The organism is Paradesertivirga mongoliensis (assembly GCF_024436395.1).
Taxonomy (GTDB): domain Bacteria; phylum Bacteroidota; class Bacteroidia; order Sphingobacteriales; family Sphingobacteriaceae; genus Paradesertivirga; species Paradesertivirga mongoliensis.
This window is the reverse complement of sequence record NZ_JAFMZO010000001.1, coordinates 1-24,774: the sequence shown is the minus strand read 5'-3', so window position 1 is coordinate 24,774 and position 24,774 is coordinate 1. Positions and strand designations below refer to the sequence as shown.

General features: G+C 41.6%; 15 protein-coding genes. 11 read left to right on the top strand and 4 right to left on the bottom strand.

Annotated features, from left to right (window positions below; translation table 11 throughout):
• The first annotated feature begins 177 nt into the window (after positions 1–177).
• From J3P43_RS00075 to J3P43_RS00035, 9 genes are all read left to right on the top strand, one after another.
• On the top strand, positions 178–1,920 hold the full coding sequence (locus tag J3P43_RS00075; RefSeq protein WP_255897716.1) for a sodium:solute symporter family transporter: 1,743 nt from the start codon (positions 178–180) through the stop codon (positions 1,918–1,920).
• Between the two features lie 13 nt (positions 1,921–1,933).
• Positions 1,934–4,225, top strand: coding sequence for an FAD-dependent oxidoreductase (locus J3P43_RS00070; RefSeq protein WP_255897715.1), 2,292 nt, complete (start codon positions 1,934–1,936; stop codon positions 4,223–4,225).
• Between the two features lie 62 nt (positions 4,226–4,287).
• Positions 4,288–6,231 (top strand): sialate O-acetylesterase, encoded by a 1,944-nt coding sequence (locus J3P43_RS00065; RefSeq protein WP_255897714.1) that lies wholly within the window; start codon positions 4,288–4,290, stop codon positions 6,229–6,231.
• Between the two features lie 4 nt (positions 6,232–6,235).
• Positions 6,236–7,684, top strand: coding sequence for a glycoside hydrolase family 30 beta sandwich domain-containing protein (locus J3P43_RS00060; protein ID WP_255897713.1), 1,449 nt, complete (start codon positions 6,236–6,238; stop codon positions 7,682–7,684).
• Between the two features lie 158 nt (positions 7,685–7,842).
• Entirely contained in the window at positions 7,843–9,834 is a 1,992-nt protein-coding gene (locus J3P43_RS00055) for a glycoside hydrolase family 97 protein (RefSeq protein WP_255897712.1), read from the top strand.
• Between the two features lie 366 nt (positions 9,835–10,200).
• Entirely contained in the window at positions 10,201–14,439 is a 4,239-nt protein-coding gene (locus tag J3P43_RS00050) for a two-component regulator propeller domain-containing protein (RefSeq protein WP_369414762.1), read from the top strand.
• Between the two features lie 694 nt (positions 14,440–15,133).
• Positions 15,134–18,247, top strand: coding sequence for a SusC/RagA family TonB-linked outer membrane protein (locus J3P43_RS00045; RefSeq protein WP_255897710.1), 3,114 nt, complete (start codon positions 15,134–15,136; stop codon positions 18,245–18,247).
• Positions 18,248–18,272: 25 nt separating this feature from the next.
• On the top strand, positions 18,273–19,856 hold the full coding sequence (locus tag J3P43_RS00040; RefSeq protein WP_255897709.1) for a RagB/SusD family nutrient uptake outer membrane protein: 1,584 nt from the start codon (positions 18,273–18,275) through the stop codon (positions 19,854–19,856).
• Positions 19,857–20,222: 366 nt separating this feature from the next.
• The gene (locus tag J3P43_RS00035; protein WP_255897708.1) at positions 20,223–21,698 is read left to right on the top strand and encodes a PKD domain-containing protein; all 1,476 of its coding nucleotides are present in this window, start codon (positions 20,223–20,225) and stop codon (positions 21,696–21,698) included.
• A gap of 842 nt (positions 21,699–22,540) precedes the next feature.
• Here J3P43_RS00035 and J3P43_RS00030 read toward each other — a convergent pair.
• The 4 genes from J3P43_RS00030 to J3P43_RS00015 all read right to left on the bottom strand — a co-directional run bounded on the left by J3P43_RS00030 (position 22,541) and on the right by J3P43_RS00015 (position 24,148).
• Positions 22,541–22,711, bottom strand: a complete 171-nt coding sequence (locus tag J3P43_RS00030; protein ID WP_255897707.1) for a hypothetical protein — start codon at positions 22,709–22,711, stop codon at positions 22,541–22,543.
• Complete coding sequence (locus J3P43_RS00025) at positions 22,712–22,918, bottom strand: hypothetical protein (protein WP_255897706.1); 207 nt, start codon at positions 22,916–22,918, stop codon at positions 22,712–22,714.
• Positions 22,915–23,310, bottom strand: coding sequence for a DUF5675 family protein (locus J3P43_RS00020; RefSeq protein ID WP_255897705.1), 396 nt, complete (start codon positions 23,308–23,310; stop codon positions 22,915–22,917). Before J3P43_RS00020 ends, J3P43_RS00025 begins: the two co-directional genes overlap by 4 nt.
• 79 nt (positions 23,311–23,389) lie before the next feature.
• A complete protein-coding gene (locus tag J3P43_RS00015; RefSeq protein ID WP_255897704.1) occupies positions 23,390–24,148 on the bottom strand; it encodes a hypothetical protein in 759 nt (252 codons plus the stop codon).
• 43 nt (positions 24,149–24,191) lie between these two features.
• Here J3P43_RS00015 and J3P43_RS00010 point away from each other — a divergent pair, with 43 nt between their 5' ends.
• Positions 24,192–24,359 carry a hypothetical protein gene (locus J3P43_RS00010; RefSeq protein WP_255897703.1) on the top strand — a complete coding sequence of 56 codons (168 nt, stop codon included), beginning with the start codon at positions 24,192–24,194 and terminating at the stop codon, positions 24,357–24,359.
• A gap of 18 nt (positions 24,360–24,377) precedes the next feature.
• Positions 24,378–24,569, top strand: coding sequence for a hypothetical protein (locus J3P43_RS00005; protein ID WP_255897702.1), 192 nt, complete (start codon positions 24,378–24,380; stop codon positions 24,567–24,569).
• Positions 24,570–24,774: the final 205 nt, after the last annotated feature.

The window sequence follows — 24,774 nt, the reverse complement described above, 5'->3', positions numbered from 1 at the left end:
GCACTACGAGCTGATCGACGGCAATGAATGAGAACTGGGATGGACACGAAATTTAGATTCGAAATACGGCTAAATAATTTATCGGTGGAAAATGCCAATCACGGGATGATAAATTTGAAATCGACTCCATTATTGACCTGTGCTAAAGTTTAATTTCTAGCTAAAACCTTAATATTAATGCAAACAATAGACTATATAGTATTACTAATTTACGGCGTAGGTATTTTATATATCGGAAGCATACTTTCTAAGAAAAATAAGACTTCGGCCGATATGTTCGCAGTTAAGAAGCAGTCACCGTGGTGGTTATCAGGGTTATCATCCTTCATGAGCGCATTTTCTGCTGGTACTTTTGTGGTGTGGGGAGGTATTGCATATAAGTTCGGCTTTGTGGCAGTAAGCATTCTTATGTGTTCTGGTATAAGTTCTTTTATTGTAGGTCGCTTTATTGCTACCAAATGGGCCTCTTTAGGGATTACTACCGTGGGTGAGTATCTTCTGCTTCGGTTTGGAAAAGGATCGGTCCAGTTCTACACCTGGGTAGGAATGATTTTTAAAATCGTGGCTATGGGAGTAGCATTATATTCCTTTGCTGTTTTGGTCACCTCTGTTATTAAATTGGAACCCGGGCACTTTTTGGCAGACGCGAGTACCGGAAACCTTTCCATTTCCGTCGCTGTGGTGCTTTCTGGTGCATTGATGCTGGTGTACGCAGTTAGTGGGGGCTTATGGGCAGTACTCATTATTGATGCTATTCAGTTTGTAGTATTAACAGCTACCGTATTGTTTGTCGTTCCCTTATGCCTTTCTCAGGTGGGAGGTATCCAGCATTTCATAAATTCCGCTCCTGAAGGTTTTCTTGCTCCTACAGGCGGAGGATTTACTCTGGTCTTCCTGATTGGTTGGGTCATTGTGCACACCTTTAAACTAGGGGGCGAATGGGTATTCATTCAACGGTTTCTGGCGGTTAGTAGCCCGGCAAACGCGCGTAAAGCATCTTATCTTTTTGGGGGCTTATATTTAGTAAGTCCTATTATTTGGATGTTACCCCCTATGTTGTACCGCATTATTAACCCTGCAGTCTCGCCAGAACAAGCTTATATATTGGCCTGTGCTTCTGTATTACCAGCGGGAATGATCGGCTTGTTGTTGGCAGCCATGTTTTCATCAGCGGCGAGTTATATAGATGGCGAGGTGAATGTTTATGCCGGAGCAGTAACTAATGATATTTACAAAAGCTTTATCAATCCAAATGCATCCGAAAAAAAGCTTGTACAGGTAGGCCGGATATGCTCTTTCCTAATTGGAGGCGTCATTATTTCTATTGCTTTAACCGTTCCATTTTTTGGCGGTGCAGAGCAGGTAATTCTTACTGTAACAGGCTTATTGGTAGTAGCTATGGTCTTGCCGGTTTTGTGGGGGCTCTATTTTGGCAGGATTAGACAGAATGCAATTTGGTGGTCAACAGGGGCCACTTTCTTTGCTGCTATAGCATGTAAGTTCTTAGTGCCGACAGAGTCAGAAAATACACTAATCATCTATTATAACAATCATAGACAGGAAATGGAAGTCGCAATTGGTTTATTGGTACCAATGATTTGTTTGCTTGTAATGGAGATTTTTGGCAAAAATGTTACCGCTGGTTTCTTGCAACTTAAGAATTCAACTACTAAATATTCACCTATTAGAAATATAGATGCAGACCGATCCATTGCTTATTTCCCGGCTCGTCTTTTAGCTTTTAGTATAGGCGCCCTAGCCATCTTAATGTTCGGCTTACTTGTTTTCTCTGATACATCTGTAAGGAACCTGATCGCACTATTTGCAGGTCTTCTATTACTGATAAGCATTTCCATCTTAGGAGCTGTAAAAAGACCATTAATTATTAAAGAACAAAAATTAGCAACCGAAAAAGCATAATCGCAGTAAAATCATGCATAAAAAAACAGAACAATATGATCTGGTGATCATAGGAGGGGGGCTGGCCGGCTTCTGTGCGGCCATAGCGGCAGCACGTTTAGGTCGTAAAACCTGCATTGTACAAAATCGCCCGGTTTTTGGCGGAAATAGTTCATCCGAAATAAGAGTTACACCGCATGGCGCATGTGCTTTTCATGCTTACGCAAGAGAAACGGGTATCATATCTGAACTTCTAATTGAAGAAAGAGCACAAAATCATGAAGCCATTTTTGAAAACGGCTGGACCAATAGTGTTTGGGATATGACACTATATAATATGGCGCAATCAACAAAAAACCTTACGATTCATGTGAACACAGATGTGTACGATGTGATTATGAAGGACAAGCGGCATATTAAAGCAGTAACCGCGCGGCAGTTAAATGCCGAAAAAGAGCTAACAATAGAAGCATCTATCTTTATCGATGCATCAGGCGACGGAATAGTAGCTAATATAGCTGGCTGTGAGTACCGGTTAGGTAGTGAAGGCAAGGATGAATTTAATGAGCCCCATGCTCCTGAAGTAGCCAGTAAAGATGTAATGGGGAGCTCCATTCATTTCAAAACCAAAGATGTTGGGAGGCCTACCGCATTTAAAGCCCCCGATTGGGCAATGAAGTATGATGATGCATCTTTTTTCTATAAGCAAGGTCGTTTGCCTAAAGAAGAAAGGGGGGGGTATTGGTGGATTGAAATCGGAATTCCTTATGATACGATTTCTGATAATGAAGAGATTCGTCACGAGCTGACGAGACATGCGCTGGGGGTTTGGGATTGGATGAAGAACAAAGATCCTAAGATGAAGGAGCTGTCTAAGAATTATGCTTTAGATTGGATCGGCCAGGTTCCCGGTAAAAGAGAAAGCCGCCGCATAATGGGGCAGTATTTGATGACAGAACATGATCCTCAAAATTGCACCGTATTTGAAGATGAAATTGCATTTGGTGGTTGGTTTATCGATTTGCACACACCTGGTGGTTTATTAGCGCAAAATAGTGAGCCTGCCAGTAATGAAAACTATTCTACATTTTCGGAATATGCTATAAAAAGCTATGCAGGCCCATATGGTATACCTTTGAGATCGTTAATTTCAAAGGACGTTGATAATTTAATGATGGCCGGTCGAAATATTAGTGTTACTCATGCCGCTTTGGGAACAGTGCGGGTAATGAACACCACTGCACTATTGGGGCAAGCTGCCGGTACAGCAGCTGCGATAGCCTTACAAAAAAATGTGGCTGTTTCAGACGCTCCAAAGCTTTTAATCAAGACCATTCAACAGCAGTTACTTAGAGATGGATGTTTCTTTCCGAACTATAAGAACGTAGATGAAAAGGATCTTGCACTTGGTGCTACATTGGCAGCCAGCAGCGAAGCATTATTATACGGTGCAGGGCCAGAAAGTAAAGGTGCTCATGAGGGCTTACATATTTGGCGAGATCAGCCTCAATACCTTCAGGAGAAATTGGAAAACCGTAGAGGACAGTTAATAGCAATCGGTTCATCAAACATTGAAAAAATTGAAGTGTTTTTAGTTAACACCTCAGAGGCAGAACAAAGGGTTGCCTGTCAAATTAGGTTAGCAGATCACATCTGGGATTACAGAGCTTGTGAATTACCTACCCTTGCAGAAGGGGAATTAATTGTTCCTCCTGGAGGAAATTGGGTAGCTTGGGAGGTCAATTTGAAAGATGCACCGGTTGGGCGCTATATTCGCTTTGATCTTTTACCCAATCCCAAGGTTGAATGGAAAAATGCAGGACGGATAGAATCAGGGCAAATGGCCATGTATCAAATTAGCCCCACCAAAATGAGAAGGTTTGGAAATGGCCAAACGTTGAGTTTTAAAATTCATCCTGCACAACCTTGTTATGGCCCGCAAAATGTAATTAGCGGGGTTACACGCCCGCATCAATTTACAAATTTATGGAAGTCTGATCCCAATCTGCCGTTAACGCAGTGGCTTCAGTTAAGCTGGCCAAAAGCCCAGTTAATTAAAGAAGTAGAACTAACATTTCCTGGTCACCTATTACGTGAGTATCATGCATATGACCCGTTTTACCGCGATCCGCAATGCCCTAAAGATTACTCTATCCAAGGTTATTTTGATGGAGCGTGGAATACGATTTTCGAAGTGAAAGAAAACTATCACAGACACCGTAAGCACCATTTAGAAAAGCCCATTAGCACTAATCAAATCAGGATTTGTGTGCACTCCACAAACGGTGATCCTTCGGCGCAGATATTTGAAGTTCGTTGTTATTAAAACAAGATTAAGGTATGAAAAAGGCTCTGCTTTTTATTTCTACTTCTTAACTCAAACTAAATTTGGAAAGGTTGTTTTTTAGTATTCTTTCGATTTTAATATCTCTGAGCGGTTTTGTACATGCTCAGAGTAACGAACTAAAAGCCGCAGGGATTTTTTCTGATAATGTTGTACTGCAGAAAGGAAAACCGATTGTCGTTTGGGGTACTGCTGTGCCTGGTTGTAAAGTTACTGTAGTTCTAAACAAAATAAGCAAGAACGTAATGACCAATGGCGAAGGGAAATGGAAAGCTATTTTACCTGCCCTTAACTATGGTGGGCCCTTCACCTTGAAAATAAAGTCTCAAGACTCCCTGATAGCTTTTAAGAACGTGATGGTCGGAGAAGTATGGTTAGCTTCCGGGCAAAGTAATATGAACTTTCAAATGAAACGGCCTATCAAAAAACTCGATAGTATAGCCGCGTTGGCCAATTTTCCGATGATAAGGGAATTCAATATGAGTCGCCAGACAAGCAATAGGCCGCAAACAGATATACCAAAGGGCCAGTGGAGGGTGTGTACCCCGGAAACGGTAAAGGATTACTCAGCAGTTTGTTATTTTTTTGCGAAAACCCTCTACACAAGGAAAAAAATCGCTATCGGTATTGTCAATGCTTCCTGGCCAGGTACCAGAATAGAGTCGTGGATGAGTAAAGAGGCACTTGAAAGCTTACCTGATTTTAAAGACCTCGCTCTAAATGCATTTAACGATACAACAGATTGGCGGCAAAAGCAGAGGAATGCGGATCGGATAGATAGTTTGAGGCAAATTGCTATTCAAACTGCTCATAATGGCTTGGATCAAGGGGTAACCCGAATCGATTATGTAGATACCGCCTGGAAAATGGCTAAGTATCCTCTAAAAGCAAGTGAGTTGAAAGCACCCTATTATTCTATCATCTGGTTCAGAAAAAGTATAACAATTCCAGAACAACCAAACGCCACCGGGTATACTTTGCGTTTAGGCAAGATTCTGGAATCCAACATTACCTATTTTAATGGCGTAGAGATCGGAAGAAACAGAAATTTGGACATGACTGAATATAAGGTTCCAGCATCCTTGGTAAAGTCTGGCAAAAATGTTATTACAGTGCGAATGGTCAATGGCTGGGGATCAGGACAGTTGGGCTCTCCTAGAGACAGCGCCTATTTGAAACTCAATAATAGTAATACGCGCCTTAGCCTTAATGGATCTTGGTTATATAATGATCAGATCGAACAACCACTAAGTTGGGGCACGTCATATCAAAATAAACCAACGGGCTTATTTAATGCCATGATTAATCCTATTCTGCCTTTTTCGATTAAGGGAATCATCTGGTATCAGGGAGAATCAAACGCAAATGACTTTGCGCAATATGAGGTTCTCCAGCCACTTTTAATTAAAGACTGGCGAAAACGCTGGCAGATGGGCGATATTCCTTTCCTTTTTGTGCAACTCCCTAATTTATTAGGGGCTAAAAATTGGCCGTGGATGCGGGAAGCACAATCCCGATCGCTCTCTTTACCTATAACAGGAATGGCTGTCAGTATTGATTTAGGAGATCCATATGATATACACCCGAGCGATAAAGAACAAGTAGGTGTACGCCTTGCATTGCTAGCTGAGTCTATAGCTTATCATAAAAAAGTAACCTGCAACGGTCCGCGGTTTAAAGAGATGCATATAAGTGGCAATCAGATTACCATTCATTTTCAAGATGCTAAAGCTGGGTTACTTTACAAAAAGAATTCCAGCGGTTCCGGTTTTACCATCGCTGGCAAGGACCAGATATTTTATCCTGCAATTGCTCAGTTGAACACCGATGGGACAATTGCCTTAAGTTCAGATGCAGTGTCGAATCCTTTAGCGGTAAGGTATGCATGGAAGGATAACCCGGAGGTAACTATTTTTAACAGGGAAGGCTTGCCTTTAGCACCTTTTCGAACAGATCGGTGGGTGCCTAATTTAAACGATAAAAATTAAGAGAATGAGCGAATTTAAAACTTTATTCAGTTTTTTGCTGGTGGCGATTATCCTACAATCGCCCCTTAGGCTTATAGCCCAAGAGCAACAAGAAGGTAAATATGTCATCCGGCTTGATAAACCGAAGCAGGTCATCTGGGGATTAGGGGTCGAAGTTCAAAATGACGCGATTGGTTCCGGTAACTCAGGTTTACCCGATAAGGTTGTCGCTATACCTCATGATCTCATTCGTTCAGAAAGAAAGCGATTCTATAAAGACCTTCTCAAAGGTTTTCGTTATTGCCGGCTTGCAATGGGGCTTTATTTTCGTGGCCTGGACACCAGTGGTCGTTACATGGAAGAAAGATATCCCAATCAGCTATCGGATCTAAAAGAAATGATCACCAAATCAGGTATGGAGGGGATCTCTATGGAATATTGGTCACCTGCGCCATATTGGAAATCAACGAATAGCTATTTGGGCGGTACCCTTAAAAGTGATAAGCCGGAATTTCTTGATGCATTTGGAGATGCATTAAGTGCCGATATTCGCTATATCACGAAAAGTGGGATAAAGGTCAGTATGTGGGGGCTTCAAAACGAACCATCAATAGGCTCTGTTGAAACGCTAACCCTGGGTACCGCGCCACAGTCGTATTCTCATTGTTATTATGAGCCAGATCTATATTTCAAAACTTTTAAGGCTGTAGCCCCGAAGATAAACCAACTGATTCCCAAAAGTTTGATTATGGTTGATTCCTGGAATGGGAATTCAGGTGATATTGGAAAACTAATTCAAAAAGATACATCGGCACTCAAATACGTTGGGGCTTGGGTATATCATCGGATAGGTTCCAATTCAGACCAAATCAGGAAGGAGTCTCCTATATACACTAGCAATACATTTGGTAGACCTGTCTATCAAAATGAATTCGAGTATCAAAAACCTACTAATGATTCGCTATGTATTAACACCGCTCAAAATATAATGAACTGGTTTACCTTCGCCAACTCTCCCACCTGGTTTTGGTTACATGCGCTTAAGCCAACCTATAACGTAGAAGCCTCCGGATATTGTTTAGGATTTTGGAGGCCCGAGGATGACAACAACTACACTAATCATTCTTCTATTAAGAAGCGGCATTGGGATTATAATCCCGATAACTTTAACGCGATAGCTGGCTTTTTGAAGTATATGCCCTGGAACTCTCAACGTTATGAAGTTGACGAACCAGTTATCCGTAATGATAATCGAATCATGGCTTTTAAAACACCGAAGGGGAAGCTCGCTTTTGTGCTTACAAACCGTTCCCAAACGCCCTTTTCTTTCGATGTATCCACAGGGCTGAATAAAAAATTCAAAGGGGTTAGATATTCACCAGCAGTAAGAAATGAACCAATAGGTATGAAAAAAGGGAAGGATATTACTACCACACTGCAGCCTTTAAGTATAGAGTTTTGGGTAGAACAATAGAAGTATCAATAGTTACGAACATTCAGTAAATGTAGTAGTGATGGCACTTGGGAAAACTTGGGATATGAGCGGGGAAACCAAGTAGCGTGTTAACCGCAGTTAATCGGTAGACAGAAATAACTGTTAATGCCGATTAGAAAAACTAATAATCTAATATAATGCAACTGCTAAAAAATATAATCCGAGGCGGCGTAAACGCTGGTTTTTTTCTTGGTCTAGGTATGGGGGCTTGTGTTCTATGTTTGCCCGGAAAAGTAACTGGGCAGCAAAAATACGCCCTAACTTCACCCAATAAAAATATTCGGGTAGAAGTGTCTTTAGGCGATAGCATTCGCTATCAGGTATTTTATTCCAGGCAGCTGGTAGTTGGTCCTTCTGTCATCAATTTGGAGCTTGATAACTCCTCGTCAGACAGGTTTAGGGTAGTGAAAAGTAGCAGAAATAAAGTGCAGCAAACTCTTAGGCCCGTTGTATGGCAAAAAAGCAAATCTATTACAGATAACTATCAGGAACTGCATTTGGATTTGAATAAGGATCTGGCTCTCGAATGGAGAGCTTATGATAGTGGGGTTGCCTGGAGGTGGCTGAGCTCGAAACGGGGAAATTATAAAGTTTTGGGTGAAAAGGCCTCTTTTCAATTTCATCAGGGTGATACTGCCTGGTATCCATTAGAGAACAGTTTCTTCTCTCACAATGAAAGAGTTTATCGTAAACTTCCTGTAGACAGCCTGGACGGCAAACTTGGAAGTTTACCAACTTTATTTGATAGCAAGGGACTTAATATCCTTGTAACAGAGTCTAACCTTTTTAACTACGCGGGCATGTGGCTAAAAGGAGCTCAAAATAATAAGGTGGAAGCAATTTTTCCGAATTACCCAAAAACAACCAAAGAAACTTCTGATAGAGATAGGCCGGTAACAGAGCGCGAGAACTTTGTTGCCCGAATTGAAGGGCCACAGGGATTTCCATGGCGCATTTTGATTATGGAAAAAGAGGATAAAAACTTGCTGACTAATCAACTGCCTTATCAGCTCGGAACGCCCGCTACTGGCGACTATAGCTGGGTAAAAGCAGGAAAATCTGCATGGGACTGGTGGAATGCCTGGAATCTTGCAGGAGTTGACTTCAAAGCTGGTCCCAATACCCAGACCTATAAGTACTATATTGATTTTGCTTCAAAATACGATATACCTTATTTCGTAGTCGACGAGGGCTGGGGCGATACCAAAGAGTTGTTGAAGATTGCCCCGAATGTAAATATGGACGAATTGTCTGCATACGCCAGGCAGAAGAACGTTGGCCTGGTATTATGGGCAAACTGGCTGGCAATAGAAAAGGACATGGATACAAAGCTGGATCAGCTTGAGGCATGGGGTGTAAAGGGTATTAAAGTCGATTTCATGCAGCGGGATGATCAGGAAATGGTTCTGTTTTACGAAAAAGTAGCACGAGAAGCTGCCAAAAGAAAAATGCTGGTAGATTTTCATGGGGCCTACAAGCCAACCGGCTGGTCGAGAACTTTTCCTAACGTGATAACCTCCGAAGGCGTTTATGGGGCTGAAAATACGAAGTGGGACAAAACCCAGGAGATCGATTCCGATCATAACGTAACATTGCCTTTCATCCGCATGGTAGCCGGCCCGATGGACTACACCCCTGGCGCGATGCTGAACGCCCAGAAAAAGAGCTGGGCCCCCATTAATGATAAGCCGATGAGTATAGGTACCCGCTGTCACGAACTAGCCAAATTTGTTGTTTTTGAGAGCCCATTGCAAATGCTTGCAGACAATCCGGTGCATTACGAGAAAGAGAAAGAAGCTATGGGTTTTTTGAAAGCAGTTCCTGTTGAATGGGAGGTTACCTTGCCCTTAGAAGCAAAGAAAGGCGAGTATGTAGTGATGGCTAGAAAAGGAAGGAATGGAGAATGGTATATTGGAGCGATGACAGATGAAGCAGCCCGCAACTTCAATTTAAACCTTTCTTTCCTTGAACCTGGGCAATATACTTTACAGTATTGGAAGGATGGAATTAATGCTGCGCTGGATGCTCAGGATTTTAAGACAGGAACGATCGAGGTAACTTCTCAGTCGACCATCAAAGCAGAATTGGAAACTGCAGGGGGCTGGGTAGCGAGAATAATTAAGAAGTAGCGAACGGGGAGTTTCCATCAGGGGTGAAATTGGTTTCAGAAAAGCTCCCGGAAGCTGGAGATTTCTGAACTAATTAGGAGTATAGCATCCCTTCTAATTAGTTACACAAGCTGTTTTCTCCTTAGTTAATTTGCAGACCTGCCCCAATGAAAAATTTTGCGATTCGACTCGGGCTTCGCAAGGTGAAGAAGCTGTTGTTTCTTGATTGATCCAGGCTTATCATGATCCCGATAGCATTGATGTTAATAGTTTGTTATAAAGCTTTTTCTTAATAGTTAATAAGTGGAAAAGTATTTCGGTTCTATTTCATGTTTGTTGGAAACCTTGGAAGACGACAGCACGTAACAGACAGATATTAACTAGGAAATGAAGCCCTTCTTTCTAACCCTTTTAACCTGTTTTACACTCATTCAATTCAGCACAGCGCAAAGTCCAGCCTACAGTTTTAAACAATTTAATTCTGTTGAAGGGCTATCTAAGCGGTACGTCGTGTCGATCATACAAGATCATAAAGGGTTTATGTGGTTTGGGACTTCCGATGGACTTTGTAAATACGACGGATACACCTTTACTAGTTTCAGACACGAAGTCAGCAATCCCAAATCATTAAGCCACAACGCCATAAATGTCGTATTCGAAGATTCGAAAAAACGCATTTGGACGGGAAGTGAAAGAGGCGGGCTATCTCTATTTAATCGGCATGATGGAACTTTTACAAATTACCTTAGTAATGGTAAGGAAACATCAATTAATAGTAACAAAGTTACTTCCATCGTCGAAGACGAAAAAGGAAACCTATGGGTCGGCACCGAATTTGGTCTTAACTATTTTGAAATACAATCTCAAAAATTCATCCATTATAAAAACGATCCGAATAACAGGACAACGATACCTGGTAACTACATTAAAGCATTATTAACTGATAAAAAAGGAAACTTATGGGTTGGGACACATGGGGGCGGAGTAAGTTTCCTGGCGAAAAATACTACCCGGTTTAAGACCTACCAAAATGGGGTAGAGCGGACCTCCATAAGCGATAATCGGATATCCACCATTTTCGAAGATTCGAAAGGAAATATTTGGATAGGAACCCCGGCCGGGGGGGTAAATTTATATAATCCCATTCGAGACAGTTTCTATCATTTCAAAAATAAAGAAAGCGACCAGAACTCTCTTATTCACAACCACGTACTCTCTATAGCGGAGGATTCAAAAGGCGACATATGGGTTGGCACAGAAAACGGAGGTATCAGCATATTACACCATGATCGAAAAAAGTTCACACATTTTGTAAAGGAAGAGTCTGAATTCAGTCTTTCAAATAACTCAGTACATGCTATTTTTAAAGATAGAAATGGGAATATTTGGGTAGGGACTTACGGCGGCGGAATAAATTTTATAAGCGTTCATCCTGAAAACTTTGCTCGTCTTAGGAAGGATAGCAAGACAGGCAATAGCCTAAGCCATAATTATGTTTCCTGTATTTGGCAAACAAGAGACAGTTGCTTGTTAATAGGAACAGAGGGCGGCGGATTGAATGTGTTAAATAAACCGGGAGATTTCAACCAGTACAAATACTCTCCTAGGAAAAGAAATGGTATCCCAAGCAACCATGTTCTGGCTGTACTTGAAGACAAGGACAATAATATATGGGTAGGGACATATAAAGGTGGCCTAAGTGTATTTGACAGAAGAACCCGAGCTTTCAAGACTTTTAAGTCCGACAGATCTTCTCAAGGCACTATCGACTGGTCGATCGCCCGACTATTCGAAGATAGCAAGGGGTATATATGGGTAGGCTCTTTAGGTTCGGGTATTAGCCGATTCAGCAAAAGAACTAAAGTATTCGAGCATTTTATTCCAGACGCTAAAAATCCCCATGGTTTTCCTGCAGGGGCAGTATCAGCAATTGCTGAAGATAGTAAAGGAAATATGTGGGTCGGTATCAGTGGCTTGGGACTGTACAGGTTCGATGAAAAGTCAAAGAACTTTTACGGATACACACATCAAAAGACAAGTGCTCGAAGTTTAAGCAATGACAATGTCACTTGCATTCACGAAGATAAGAAAGGCACCTTATGGATAGGAACGAATCTTGGAATAAATCGTTTTGATGCTATAAGTCAAACATTCACTACCATAAGTACTAAGGATGGCCTTTTGGATGACTTGGTGAAAGGAATTCTTGAAGATGACAGAGGTAATTTGTGGATCAGTACAAATCAAGGGCTAACATTGTACAATCCTGAGACCAACCGCTTTAAAGTTTTTAAGAGCAGTGCAGGGCCTGATCTAAATCTTTTCAATAAAGGATCATTCCACGCGGGTATTGACGGCAAGTTCTATTTCGGAGGGACGAACGGGATCACCTCATTTCATCCCGATCATGTGCAGATCAACTCTTTGAAACCAGCCGTCTATCTAACGAACTTTGAGGTTTTTAACAAGTCGGTAATTGTCGGCACTAAGAATGCTCTCTTGAGTAATGACCTTGCTGACGTAAAAGAAATTTATTTAGATTACGACCAGAACTTTTTTAGCTTTCAGTTTACCGCCTTAGATTATACCAAGCCAGAGGATAATGAGTACGCATATAAGCTAGAGGGCTTTGATAAAGATTGGGTTTATATTGGGAATAAGAGATCTGCGACGTATACCAGTCTGCCCCCTGGAGAATATGTATTTAAGGTAAAAGCTACAAATAATGACGGGGTGTGGAATGATGACGGAGCGCAAGTGAGAGTTGTCATAAAACCACCCTTTTGGCTAACCTGGTGGTTTAAACTTTTGGGATTAGCCCTTGTGGTTACGTCCTTTTATTCTTTTTATCGAATCCGTTTGCACGCTATTAAAGCACAAAGAGACGCTTTAGAACAGCAAGTTAAAGTTCGGACGGAGGAACTAAAACAGAAGAGTGAATCCCTGCAAGAAGCTAACGAACAACTTCAAGCTCAAACGGAAGAACTTTTTGCGCAATCTGAAGAGTTACAATCGCAAGCGGAGCATTTGGAGCTGCGCACCATGGAGGCTGAACAGGCAAAAGTAGCAGCTGACAAGGCAAATGAAGCTAAAAGCCTGTTTTTGGCTACAATGAGTCATGAAATTCGCACGCCAATGAATGGGGTGATAGGTATGGCATCTTTACTCCAGAAAACACCGCTTGATGCTGAGCAATCTGAGTACGTGAGTATCATTAACACAAGTGGTGATGCTCTGGTAGGTGTAATAAATGACATCCTTGACTTCTCGAAAATAGAATCCGGCAATATGGAACTCGAGGAGGAAGATTTTGAACTGCGCGAATGCATCGAGAACGTGATGGATGTTTTCGCGAACAAGGCCGCTCAGATCGGAATTGATCTCGTTTATGAGTTAGATTCCAACATCCCACCTGTGCTTATTGGAGACAGCTTGCGTCTGCGACAGATTCTTATCAATCTGGTGAGCAACGCAATGAAGTTTACCAAACGGGGGCAAGTATTACTAACAGGCAGTTTGCAGAAAATCCATAACGACACTTTGCAAATTAAATTTGAAGTCAGTGATACCGGCATTGGAATTCCCGAAGACAAAATTTCCAGACTATTCAAAGCATTTTCCCAGGTAGATTCATCTACAACCCGCAAATATGGAGGTACGGGCCTAGGTCTTGCAATCAGTGAGCGTCTTGTGCAATTGATGAATGGTAACATCGGAGTGAGAAGCAAAGAAGGTGAGGGCACAACGTTCTTCTTCGATATTGCAGTTAAAGCTTCTAGTGTTCCTCGACACCAGCATCAAAGTCTTAGCAAAGAAAATACGAAAAAACTTGTGCTTATAGTTGACGATAATCCAATCGTTTCTTCTGTTTTAAAGTCACAGCTGGAAGTGTGGAAACTAGAGGTGGAGGTTGCCAGTTCGGGAAGAGAAGCTCTTGCGATCCTCGAGAAAAATGCTAGTTTCGACCTGATTATTTCAGACATGCAAATGCCTGAGATGGACGGAGTTCAATTGGCTGAGGCGATTAGACAAAGGTTACCAGCAACCCCTATAATGCTGCTCGCGTCAATCGGGAGCGAGAGTATTTTAAGAAGCTCTGATCTATTCAGTTCCATTCTCACTAAGCCGATCAAGCAACAACAGCTCTGGAGTCTTCTACAGAAGGAATTTATGTCGATCGAAGAAGCAGAGCAAGAGGAAAAAGCAGTGCCAGCTCTTTTAGATCAAGCTTTCGCGGTAGAGTATCCATTAAATATCCTTATAGCAGAAGACAATCTAATTAGCCAGAAATTGGCAACCATAGTACTTGCTAAATTGGGATACAAGCCAGAAATTGCTAATAACGGAAAAGAAGCCGTTGATATGCATCATGCAAAGCCGTATCAAGTAATACTTATGGATATGTTGATGCCAGAGATGGATGGATTGACAGCAACTCAGACTATTAGAGCCAGTCTGATCAAACAGCCAAAAATCGTGGCAATGACTGCCAATGCTATGCCCGAAGATAGAATAAGGTGTTTGGAAGCGGGAATGGATGACTACATCGCTAAACCATTCAATGCAGGTACGCTTGTGTCCATCTTACAAAAAATCGGACAAGAAGTAACTCAGCAAATCTCATAGAAGTATTGTAGCCTTCATTAACCACAATTTGGGTACTTGTATTCATCGCATACGCGATTGAAAACACAATCGGAATACCTTTACGCTAAAAGGTTTTAATATGTTCGAAATTACGTGTTGTTTTGTTAGAGATATCATAACCCGACTACCTCGTTAGCAATCATTACCCGGGTATTGGCAACCTCTGTTTCGTACGATTCATTGGCTGACTTATGATAATATTATTTCCTTTCTTTGTGGCAGCTTCTTGAGCTCCCACTACTATCTCCGGAAAAAACTTTCGAGTTTTGAGCGTGAATCATAGTTGCAATCTTCTCCAAAAACAGCCTTATTTTCTCAATCCCGGTCTTTAAATAGTTCAACCTTATTATTTTTTGAACATCTACCCCAGCGTATAGCTGCCCGTTTACCATGAATTGCTCTTTAAGCTTAAAATTTTCTATCTATCGAAAGCGATAACACAAGCGATTGCGATATGAAAAATGGGTTTAACCGGCTTTCGAACATTGATTTTTTATGCTTAAAGCTATAGGTTTAGATGGTTTTTAATAAAATGAAGATCATCCGCAGAAGCGATTTCAGCTGAGTTTGTTATTGCTTATTATCTTATAAGTTAAATAATTGTATTTGCGATTGATGTTAGAGGCACAACCTTTTATTGTTAATTAATTATAATCCACAAAACCTAGACTGTATGAATTTAAACTTTTTACAAAAAATTTTTTTGGCGTTGCTTGTATGTTTATGGGTTAACATAAATGCATATGCGCAAACTAACTTTCAAATTCAGGGAACTGTAACAGGCGAGGATAACCTAGCCATTCCCGGCGTGAATGTTATTCAGAAAGGAACTTCAAATGGAGTTGTCGCTGATGTTGATGGGAAATACTCCATTAATATATCAGGAACACAGGGAGTCCTGGTTTTTTCTTTTATGGGATACGTTACCAAGGAGGTGCCCGTAAACGGCAGGTCTATCATTAACGTGAGTCTGGAATCGGATGTTAAGTTATTAGATCAAGTAGTAGTGGTAGGATATGGCACGGCCAAAAAGACAAATGTAGTGGGCGCACTGGATGTAATCTCTTCTAAAAGTGCAGGTCAAAATGCGGCTACCAATGCCGCACAATTATTAATTGGTAAATCTGCCGGTGTGCAGGTAATTAATTCAAGCGGCGTACCCGGATCATCCGCCCAGATTATTATACGTGGGACAGGTTCTTTTAAAGATGCTAGCCCTTTATACGTTATTGATGGGATACAGGGAGATTTTAATAGTGTAAGCCCTCAGGATATCGAGAACATTACTATCCTGAAAGATGCATCTTCTACTGCAATCTATGGTTCTGCTGCAGCAAACGGCGTGGTGATTGTGACCACCAAAAGGGCAAAGACCGGTGCGCCAAAAATCACTTTCAATACCAAGATGGGTACAGCAAGGGCATGGAGGCAACTCGACCCACTAAATACGAGTGACTATGTAGACCTGATAAAAGATATAGCAGCTTCAAATGCCCGACCGGTACCTGCTAAATTTACTTCCGGGTCATTGAGTGATGTGACAGACTGGCAAAAGGAAATTCTTAAAACCGGAATGGTGTCTGAAAATTATTTAAATGTAAGCGGCGGGAGCGATAAGGTTTTATATAATTTATCTATCGGACACATCAACCAACAGGCTATCGTAAAGGATTATCGAACCAGCCGCTTGAATACTCGTCTTGGTTTGGAAGAGACACTTGGTCGCTTTCGGTTTGGGCAGAACATAAATATTAGATATACTGCAAATAAAGGCCAATTAGCTAGTTTACAGGATGCCGTACGATACGCTCCTTACAAGCCAATACATGATGCAAGTGTTTTGGGCGGTTATTCAATCGTCTCCAATGTTGATGATAACAGCAATGTAAACAATCCGCTTCAGGCCTTAGGTGTAAGATCCCAGAAAAACGATGGATATCTTTTATTTCCCCAGCTTTTTGGAGAAGTAAATATAATCAAAGGGCTGAAATTCAGGTCTCAGATTGCATTCACCATCGGTGGCGGATCCAGCGAAAGTTTCCAGACCCCTTATATTGCATCTAACTTTCTTACGTTTGGCAGACAAGCGACATCTACCGCCAGTAAATCCAGCACCTATACATTTGAAAACTTTTTCTCTTATGACAAGGCATTCGGCAAACATGACATTTCTGCCACATTGGGGAACAGCTATATTGATGCAGGCAGTTCATCAAGCATAGGCGTATTGGGTACCAATATAGCTAATGATAATATACCGAATATATCTGTTGCGCTTACACAAACGGTAAGCAATGCTGGCGTTGGTTACGGTACCCAATTCGGCACGCTCATCTCATATTTTGGAAGGCTGTCTTATACGTATGATGGTAAATATATTATTAATGCCAGTATGCGAAGAGATGGATCCAGCAACTTTGGTGTGAACAACCGATTCGGTAATTTTCCTGGTGGAGGTGTAGCATGGAAGTTTTCTGAAGAAAGTTTTATTAAAGACAATCTGCCTTTTATCAGTTCCGGTAAATTGCGTGCAGGTTGGGGCCGCACCGGTAATAATAAAATCAATCTTTTTCTCACAGATGTAAGTACCTACAGCGGTACCCCGACCGGCAATCTTGTATATTCATTTGGCTCAAATGAAGCTTTTTACTCCGGTTCAACGATCAATATGTTATCCAATCCCAATTTACAGTGGGAACAAACAGACCAGACAGATTTAGGTCTGGACCTCGCTTTCTTAAACGACAGGTTAAACATAGGCGTTGATTTGTATAAAAGGGAAAGTACTGGTTTACTGGTGAATGTTCCATTGCCTACCAGTAATGGCATTGGTAATGTATTAGGCGGTGGCGGCAGCATTGTAACCAATGCCGCCGATGCAGAAAATGAAGGAATAGAAGTTTCTGTAGGATATCGCAGCATTCCTAAAAAAGATTTCCATTATTCTATAAACGTAAATGGGGCACGGAATAAAAATAATGTCATTTCACTTGGAAGTCAGTTTCAGGCACCCATCAGAGATGGCAGAATAAACAACCTAAGTGCAATGACCTACACTGCCAAGGGTTTTCCCATCGGTTCATTTTATGGTTACAGAGTAGACCATGTAGCGAAGGACCAGGGAGAGATCGATGCATTAAATGCAAAAGCGCAGGGTGGTGTTTATCAGACTGGTTTAAAACCAGGTGATTTTATCTTTAAAGACTTAACCGGCGATAACCGTTTAACTGAAGCCGATCAGGAAGTACTCGGCAATCCAATGCCAAAATTTATTTATGGGATTAATGGCACAGTTGGTTACAAGAATTTCGATCTTAACCTTGTAATAAGTGGTGTTTCCGGCTTAAAATTAGCGAACACAACCCGGTTCTTTACACATAATGCTGCCACAGGCCATAATGCCACAACAGCTATTTTAGACCGCTGGAAAAAGCCGGGGGATGAGGCAGCTTTGCCGAGAGCTGGTCAAAATGCGACTGCAGCTGGCAACCTACGTCCATCAGACTTTTTTATTGAAGATGGTTCATTTATGCGTGTTCGAAATTTAACGATTGGATACACGATCCCAACCAAAAATTTAAGCCGTTTGGCAGGAAATGTATTGAGTAGTGCAAGAATATATTTTTCTGCAGAAAACCTGCTCACCTTTACTAAATACGAAGGCTACGACCCCGAAATAAGCACGCTTGATGCTGGCGGAGAAGCATTTATCTTCCGCCGGGGCATGGATAATTTTCAGTTACCACAGCCAAGAATTTTTATGGCAGGTTTATCTATTGGGTTATAATCTTAAACTATTTAAAATACAACAAATGAGAAAGATATTTTTTTATGTGTGCGCTATAAGCTTTGTTTTTACAACGGGGAGTTGTAAAAAATCCCTTCTCGATCTCGAAAATAAAAGTGGATACACTTACGATACATACTTTGCAAGTGACGTAGTTTTAAACCAGGCGGCAGTAGCTACCTACGCTACTTTGTTGCACCCAGGTTTATGGACAAGGGAGTACTATTATATTTTCGACCTATTAGGTTATGAAGCAAAGGCAGATGCACCCCTACAGGGCGGGTTGTTGACCTTGGCGCAATATAAATTTGGTCCTGATCAAAATGAATTACAACAATACTGGGCCTCTTTATATAGGATGATTTTGAGGGCAAATGCTGTGATAGACAGGACAACTGAATGGAAACCTGCAAATAGCGCAGAAGAGGCCCATAAGAAACAATACATAGCAGAAGCCAAGTTTTTAAAATCTTATGCCAATTTTAATCTCGTTAATACTTATGGCAGGGTGCCCTTGCGAACAAGTTATCAAGGCACCGTTGCAAATACGTATCCATCAAGGGCATCTACAAAAGAGATTTGGGAGGCTATTGAGAAAGACTTGCAAGAGGCAATTGCAGATCTTCCGTTAAATTATCCAGCTACTGAGCTGGGAAGGGTTACCAAAGGGGCGGCAATAGCCCTGTTGGGCAAATCTTATCTGTACCAAAAAAGGTGGAGTGAAGCGCAGACCCAGCTTAATTTACTTACAAAAGCCCCTTATACCTACACATTGGCTTCTAATTACATGGACTTATTCAGTACCCAAAATCAAAACAATCCTGAAACAATTTTTCAGATTATGAACCAGGAATGGAAAGATTGGGGTGTGGGTAATCAGTACTATATGTTTGGCGGTCAAGAAACATGGGGCGCTAAAGCTACCCATTCGGGAAGAGCTCAAGAATATGGCTTTAATGATTGGAAAAATGTATTGGTTACAACCAGTGCCGTTAAGGCTTTTACCTATCCTAATCCGATGGATGGCACTGTATATAAAGATCCACGGGCAAAATTTACTTTTTATGGAGACGCTGCTAGCGGCGGACAAACCGAGTATTGTCAGGAATGCGCAGGTGGTACTAAGCCATTTAACTTTAATGATCCTTCTACTGGTGGTTATCGTTGGTTAAAGTACCAGTATTATAATAAACTAGCCGTGTATGGAGGACCGACAAGTGGTATTAATGCGCAGGTTATAAGATTTGCGGATGTAAAATTGATGCTTGCTGAAACTTATATTCAGCAGGGTGTTACAAGCTCAATACCGCTTGGTTTGATAAATGACGTAAGAAACAGGGTTGGTGCTGTTCCCTACACCTCTTTGGGCTCACAAGCTGAGGCTCTAAATATTCTTATGCGCGAACGCCGATTAGAGTTTTGTGGTGAACAAAGCCGATATTTTGACTTAATACGTTGGGGAATTGCGAAGCAAACCATTAATGCAGAAAGGCAAATTGAAGAAGGGGCCCAGCCATTCCAGGATAAGAATGTCTTATTGCCAATTCCGCTGGGAGAGAAGGAAACTAACCCAAATGTAGCTAAGGATATACAAAATGATTGGAATTAATAGAAGACATATATTCAATGCGTAGATCCAAGGGCAATAAAAATAGGAAGTGTAACAGTGCATGTGGAACTCTATCGATTGATCCCCAGGACCCTACGGGAAATATCCTGAATGCCACGGTTAGCAAATATGCTGATTACACTTATACCGTACAGACGGAGGAGTGACATTTGTGACAGGCGGCCCCTTCCATCGTGAGGAGAGCCGCCTTCATGCTAATGGAACTATGTATATAACCAGCACCACGCGAATTTCTAGATGGGAATGGAAATTCCAGGTCAACGGTTTCTTCGGTAGCAAGTATTCATGCTTTGCTGTAGACGTAAATCATTTCGAGTTCCAGTCATGATATATTTCTGATTATATATGAGCAAACCAGTTTTTTATTTTCCATTTTTTATTTCTTTAATATCACTAGTATTTGTTCAATGCAGTTCGAAAACTATTCCGCGCAGAAATGTAACACACACTCAAAATTATAGCGATAGTGGTTGGCCGCAGTATATAGATTTAAATATTGGCGAGACCGAATCATTTTCTTGGAAAATTAATAATAGTGAAAGAAGTTACAAGATAACTTTAATAAATATCGAATATATATGGGAGACAAATTTGTGGGTGCCGGAAAGATTTGCAAATAAAAGCTTGAAAGAAGCTAAAGTTACATTAAAAGTAAATGGTAAAAGAGTAGTTATACCACAAAGAGCCTATCAAATGCCTATAGGCTTTAACGGCCTAAGAATATATATAGAAAACACTCGAGTATGGGCTAAGAAAGCAGACTTTGCTGCTATCGAAAATTTTACAAAAGATGTAAGAATTGCGGTTTGTAACCAAGATGAATCTTGGGGGTCGAAGGATATGCGCTTCCCCATTGCGGAATATCGCTGGAGATCATCTCCATATAATAATTCCTGGAGCTCTTTAGTTCCTTACAACAAACTCTACTATCATAGGGGGGAAGACTATGGGGTGATTCCTGATAAGCTTGATATCAGGGCTCCTCTAAAAGGTAAGGTAATAGCCACTCCCTTACCTAATGGAGATCGTCAAAGTAACGCTGTAATTGTAAAATCAAGTGAAGATTTTTCCTATCGCATCTCTCACCTGAATATAGAATTTGTTAAGCCTGAAGTTGTTTTAGGTGCGGGGATAAATAGAGCACAAATATTGGGGAAAACAGGGAGTACTTATAACGGAGCGCGCAACCAGATCTATGATCCGCATATGCATATTAATTTTATGTATAAAGGGCAGGCGGTTAGTCCTTTTCCATATATGATAGAAGCCTATTTACGTGATTATCCTGATACCGTTTTGGCTATAGCCGGTGGATATGCCAATACATTGCCGAAACAAGAAGTAACCCTTGACGCAACAAGAAGTATCGTCAGAAAAGGGTACACTATTTCTAGTTTTACATGGATATTGCATGATGGAAGGATAATTAATAAACCAAAAATAAGAACTCAGTATACTAAGCCAGGTCTTTATACAGAAGAACTTATCGTAAAAACAAAAGACGGAGCTGAAGATCGGGATTATGTGCAGGTACGTGTATATGATAAGAAAAATCCTATGAAAATCACCTACGGCTGGGCGTATCATTTTCCTGTCAGAGATATAAAAGCAGGAACAAAAGTGTTAATATTTAATAAATTATATAATACCAAAGGACCTGTCACCATTGATTTTGGTGACCGTTCAGGTGTTGAAAAAATAGAAGAGCAAATCGACCATATTTATAAGTACCCTGGAATATATACCGTTACGTTGACGACTCTGGGATTACAAAATGACCAAGTAACAATTAAAATGAAAGTTGTAGTTGAGGGTGCATAACAACTCTAGAAAAAGGTAGGATATCTGTACCTTAAAAACAAAAAAATCCCGACCAAGGCGGAATAAAGGAAAGGCGACACTCTTTTTAAGAACTATAATATAGTTAGTCCCTCCTTAAAAGCCTTATTTAAATCAACTAGAATACTTTTGGATAAAAACTACCATTTATACTTTACTAATTCTCCTTGCCACGTTGAACTATAGCAACATATACTGCAGGTGCACTTTAGTGTCAACTAGCAGGCAAACTACCTCTAGCTATACGCAAAATGCTGAAAGACAAATGATTACATTGCACCATGCCTGGAATGCTGACGAAGTGCTTAATGGCGTAGCTGATTATAAAGGACCGTTGGACATGGGAAACACATGGAGAAACCAACAGTGACGAGAGTAGGTTTTTCCAAAGTTTATTTTTCGAAATTCTTATTTTTGTATGGTCATTTTGTCTTTGAGTTGAAAAGATTGTGATTTATGTAGTGCTGATTTGCTGGGATTGATACACGAACTAAACTCTTATTAAATAGAATAAGGTGTAGTATTACAAATGTTTGCTTTTACACTTTGGTTATTCCATTATGTAGATGTATTTAAACAAGCTAATTTAGTCAAATCTTCTAGAAAATGGTTCGAGAAGCGCCCAGCTTCGGGAGCTTGATAAAGCCTTTCAGTTTGAACTGAGAGGCTTTTGTGTTATACAGCGTTTTCTGACCGCAAGGATGTTACTTTATTTACAAATAATTTACAGTTGTTTGCACAGACGGGATATCCATAACAACAAGCTAAAGTGATTAGACGAAACAAGAACGCAGCCCTGAAAAGGGCTGCGTTCTTGTGCTGCATCACCGTTTCTTCCAGCACCATCTGAGCAGTCGCGTTACGAAAAAACTTATCACTGCTCCGATAGTTGCTAGGACAATAGTTTCAAAGATACGTGCGGCATTGATACTGGGTACTATTCCAAGCACGGAGCCGCCAAGCATACCGAACAGATAATCTTCCCTGCCCTTCATTTATTCGCCCTCCACGGTTAGTTTGCTCAGGGCTACTGCTACGGCGCCAGCTGTTGCCAGATAGCCGGAAGCGGTGACGAGGGCGGCGGGCAGCGAAACCGGTGCCGTAAGTATGGCTGCCGAAATGGCTGTACATGCAATGGCGATCCGTTGCAGCTTTCTGAAAAACTGAGGACTTCTTTTTCCTGCTCTTTGTTTTAAGTTCATGATTTGATTATTAGGTGAACATGTTTGTTTTCGTTCCATACCGGTGTGCACAAATTCATCAGTTTGTCGAGCGCTTTTCTGCTGAATACTCCTTTACCGGGGGTAGTCGCCTTGAGTACAGGCGCGATGCAGCCACGCAACTCTGTTAAAGCATAGTTTGCCGGATGTATCAGGATATAGCTCCGGCCGGGGACAGCTATTATTTCAATATGCTGGCTGTATTTCTGTGAAGTTCTTGCCTTGAGCGGATACCTTCCTTCGGGAATGCAGCTAATGCTGGTTGCATTTTTCCGCCAGGGGAGCTCTATTGATTCGCAAATTTTAACGCCCGATAGTGTAATGATTCCGTTAGTGCCCTGCGGATGGTATACCCGCGTTAATGTGAGTTCCATGATTTGAATGAAGGCTGCAGGAGGGGAGTTGAAGCTCCCCCTGATACCAGGTCATTTCTCCCGCAGCCTTTGATTTAACTTACAAACCCAACACTTTTACCAGGGCCATCCCGTTAAACGCACCGTTTTGCAGGGTGTAGAACTGGCCATTCACTTCCTGGTAGAACTCGATGGAGAGCGCCAGGAACAGCGGGTTGGTGCTGTTTGCTGTGAGGTTGACCGACAGTTCGAGAGGCGCAGGAAGGATATCCGTACTAATCGGCTGGAAGCCGGTGCTATCGAGGATACTCTCAATCTCTTCGGTTTCGAAGTTAACTGCGGCCCCGCAGATACCCAATTTGAAATGGGTGGAACCGGCCGGAGCCGCAAGAGCGCTGGCGGGTACAAAAGGAGGGATGTCGACCTTTAATTCGCCGGTAATGCGGTCGATTGCTGAGGAATACTCTGCGAACAAAGTAGTGCCTAGTACCGAGTTGATGTTAAACTCGAAACCGGTAAGCAACTCGAGCTCGCCATCCAGGACGTTGCGCATTCCTCTGATGCTGGTGGAGTCTGCCTTAAGCACGCGCATCATCTCCTGGGTCATGCGGGCGGTAACGCGTTTGTCGGATGCGTTTTGCATCAACAGGCGCATGGAGCGACGCAACAGCTTACCTGCTTTTCCGGCCCTGCCGAATTCTGCACCATTCTCGCGGGTCCGGGCAAATGCCGGGTCGGTTGCGATACGGTTACCATCTACGGAAGTCTTCTCTCTTGCGAGGCTTCCGTCTTTCGTTTTGTAAAAGGTAACACCTCCGATGGTACCTTTTAACTTCCAAATTGAATCTTGTTTTGCCATAATTATTTATGTTTTGACCAAAGGAAATATTAAGCTGGCAGGGATGAAAAATAGTAGTACCGGATTTGCCGGAAAGGCCATATTTAACCCTTTTAAGCAAGGATTGTATGTGTTAAATTTGTATTTTAGATGGACGGCCGGAGTGGGAGAAGGAAGGGATATGAGTCCCGTAGGGCAAATGATACTCTCGTCATACTTAAACCATACTTGAACTATACTTGAACATTACATGAACCCCCGTTTATTTGTCTACCCAAAAGATATCCAACTGATCACCGGAAAGAGTGAACGTTATTCGCGTACTTGCTATAAAAAGATAAAGGAGCATTACCAGAAGGAGGAGCATCATTATGTGACGGTGCAGGAGCTGGCGAGGTATTATGGGTTGGGGGTGGAAGAATTGGGAAGGATAATCAGGTGATATTCTCTTTCTTTTGTCTTGACACAAAAGAAACAAAAAGTCAAGGCTGTCGAGTCTTGAGCTAAAAGCTTAAAAGAAAGTCATCTGCAATCCGAGTCGTGGGTCAAGGCAGTGCTCTAATGTTTTGAGCTAAAACACTTCTCCGGATTGCTTTCTTGCAGCTAATTATGTTCTTTTTCTAAAAACTTTCTTTCAACCTTTTTAA

Bases quoted from the DNA above. Each gene is read 5' to 3' on its own strand.
- J3P43_RS00075 (WP_255897716.1), top strand. From the start codon at position 178: ATGCAAACAATAGACTATATAGTATTACTAATTTACGGCGTAGGTATT.
- J3P43_RS00070 (WP_255897715.1), top strand. From the start codon at position 1,934: ATGCATAAAAAAACAGAACAATATGATCTGGTGATCATAGGAGGGGGG.
- J3P43_RS00060 (WP_255897713.1), top strand. From the start codon at position 6,236: ATGAGCGAATTTAAAACTTTATTCAGTTTTTTGCTGGTGGCGATTATC.
- J3P43_RS00055 (WP_255897712.1), top strand. From the start codon at position 7,843: ATGCAACTGCTAAAAAATATAATCCGAGGCGGCGTAAACGCTGGTTTT.
- J3P43_RS00050 (WP_369414762.1), top strand. From the start codon at position 10,201: ATGAAGCCCTTCTTTCTAACCCTTTTAACCTGTTTTACACTCATTCAA.
- J3P43_RS00045 (WP_255897710.1), top strand. From the start codon at position 15,134: ATGAATTTAAACTTTTTACAAAAAATTTTTTTGGCGTTGCTTGTATGT.
- J3P43_RS00040 (WP_255897709.1), top strand. From the start codon at position 18,273: ATGAGAAAGATATTTTTTTATGTGTGCGCTATAAGCTTTGTTTTTACA.
- J3P43_RS00035 (WP_255897708.1), top strand. From the start codon at position 20,223: ATGAGCAAACCAGTTTTTTATTTTCCATTTTTTATTTCTTTAATATCA.
- J3P43_RS00030 (WP_255897707.1), bottom strand. From the start codon at position 22,711: ATGAAGGGCAGGGAAGATTATCTGTTCGGTATGCTTGGCGGCTCCGTG.
- J3P43_RS00025 (WP_255897706.1), bottom strand. From the start codon at position 22,918: ATGAACTTAAAACAAAGAGCAGGAAAAAGAAGTCCTCAGTTTTTCAGA.
- J3P43_RS00020 (WP_255897705.1), bottom strand. From the start codon at position 23,310: ATGGAACTCACATTAACGCGGGTATACCATCCGCAGGGCACTAACGGA.
- J3P43_RS00015 (WP_255897704.1), bottom strand. From the start codon at position 24,148: ATGGCAAAACAAGATTCAATTTGGAAGTTAAAAGGTACCATCGGAGGT.
- J3P43_RS00010 (WP_255897703.1), top strand. From the start codon at position 24,192: ATGAAAAATAGTAGTACCGGATTTGCCGGAAAGGCCATATTTAACCCT.
- J3P43_RS00005 (WP_255897702.1), top strand. From the start codon at position 24,378: ATGAACCCCCGTTTATTTGTCTACCCAAAAGATATCCAACTGATCACC.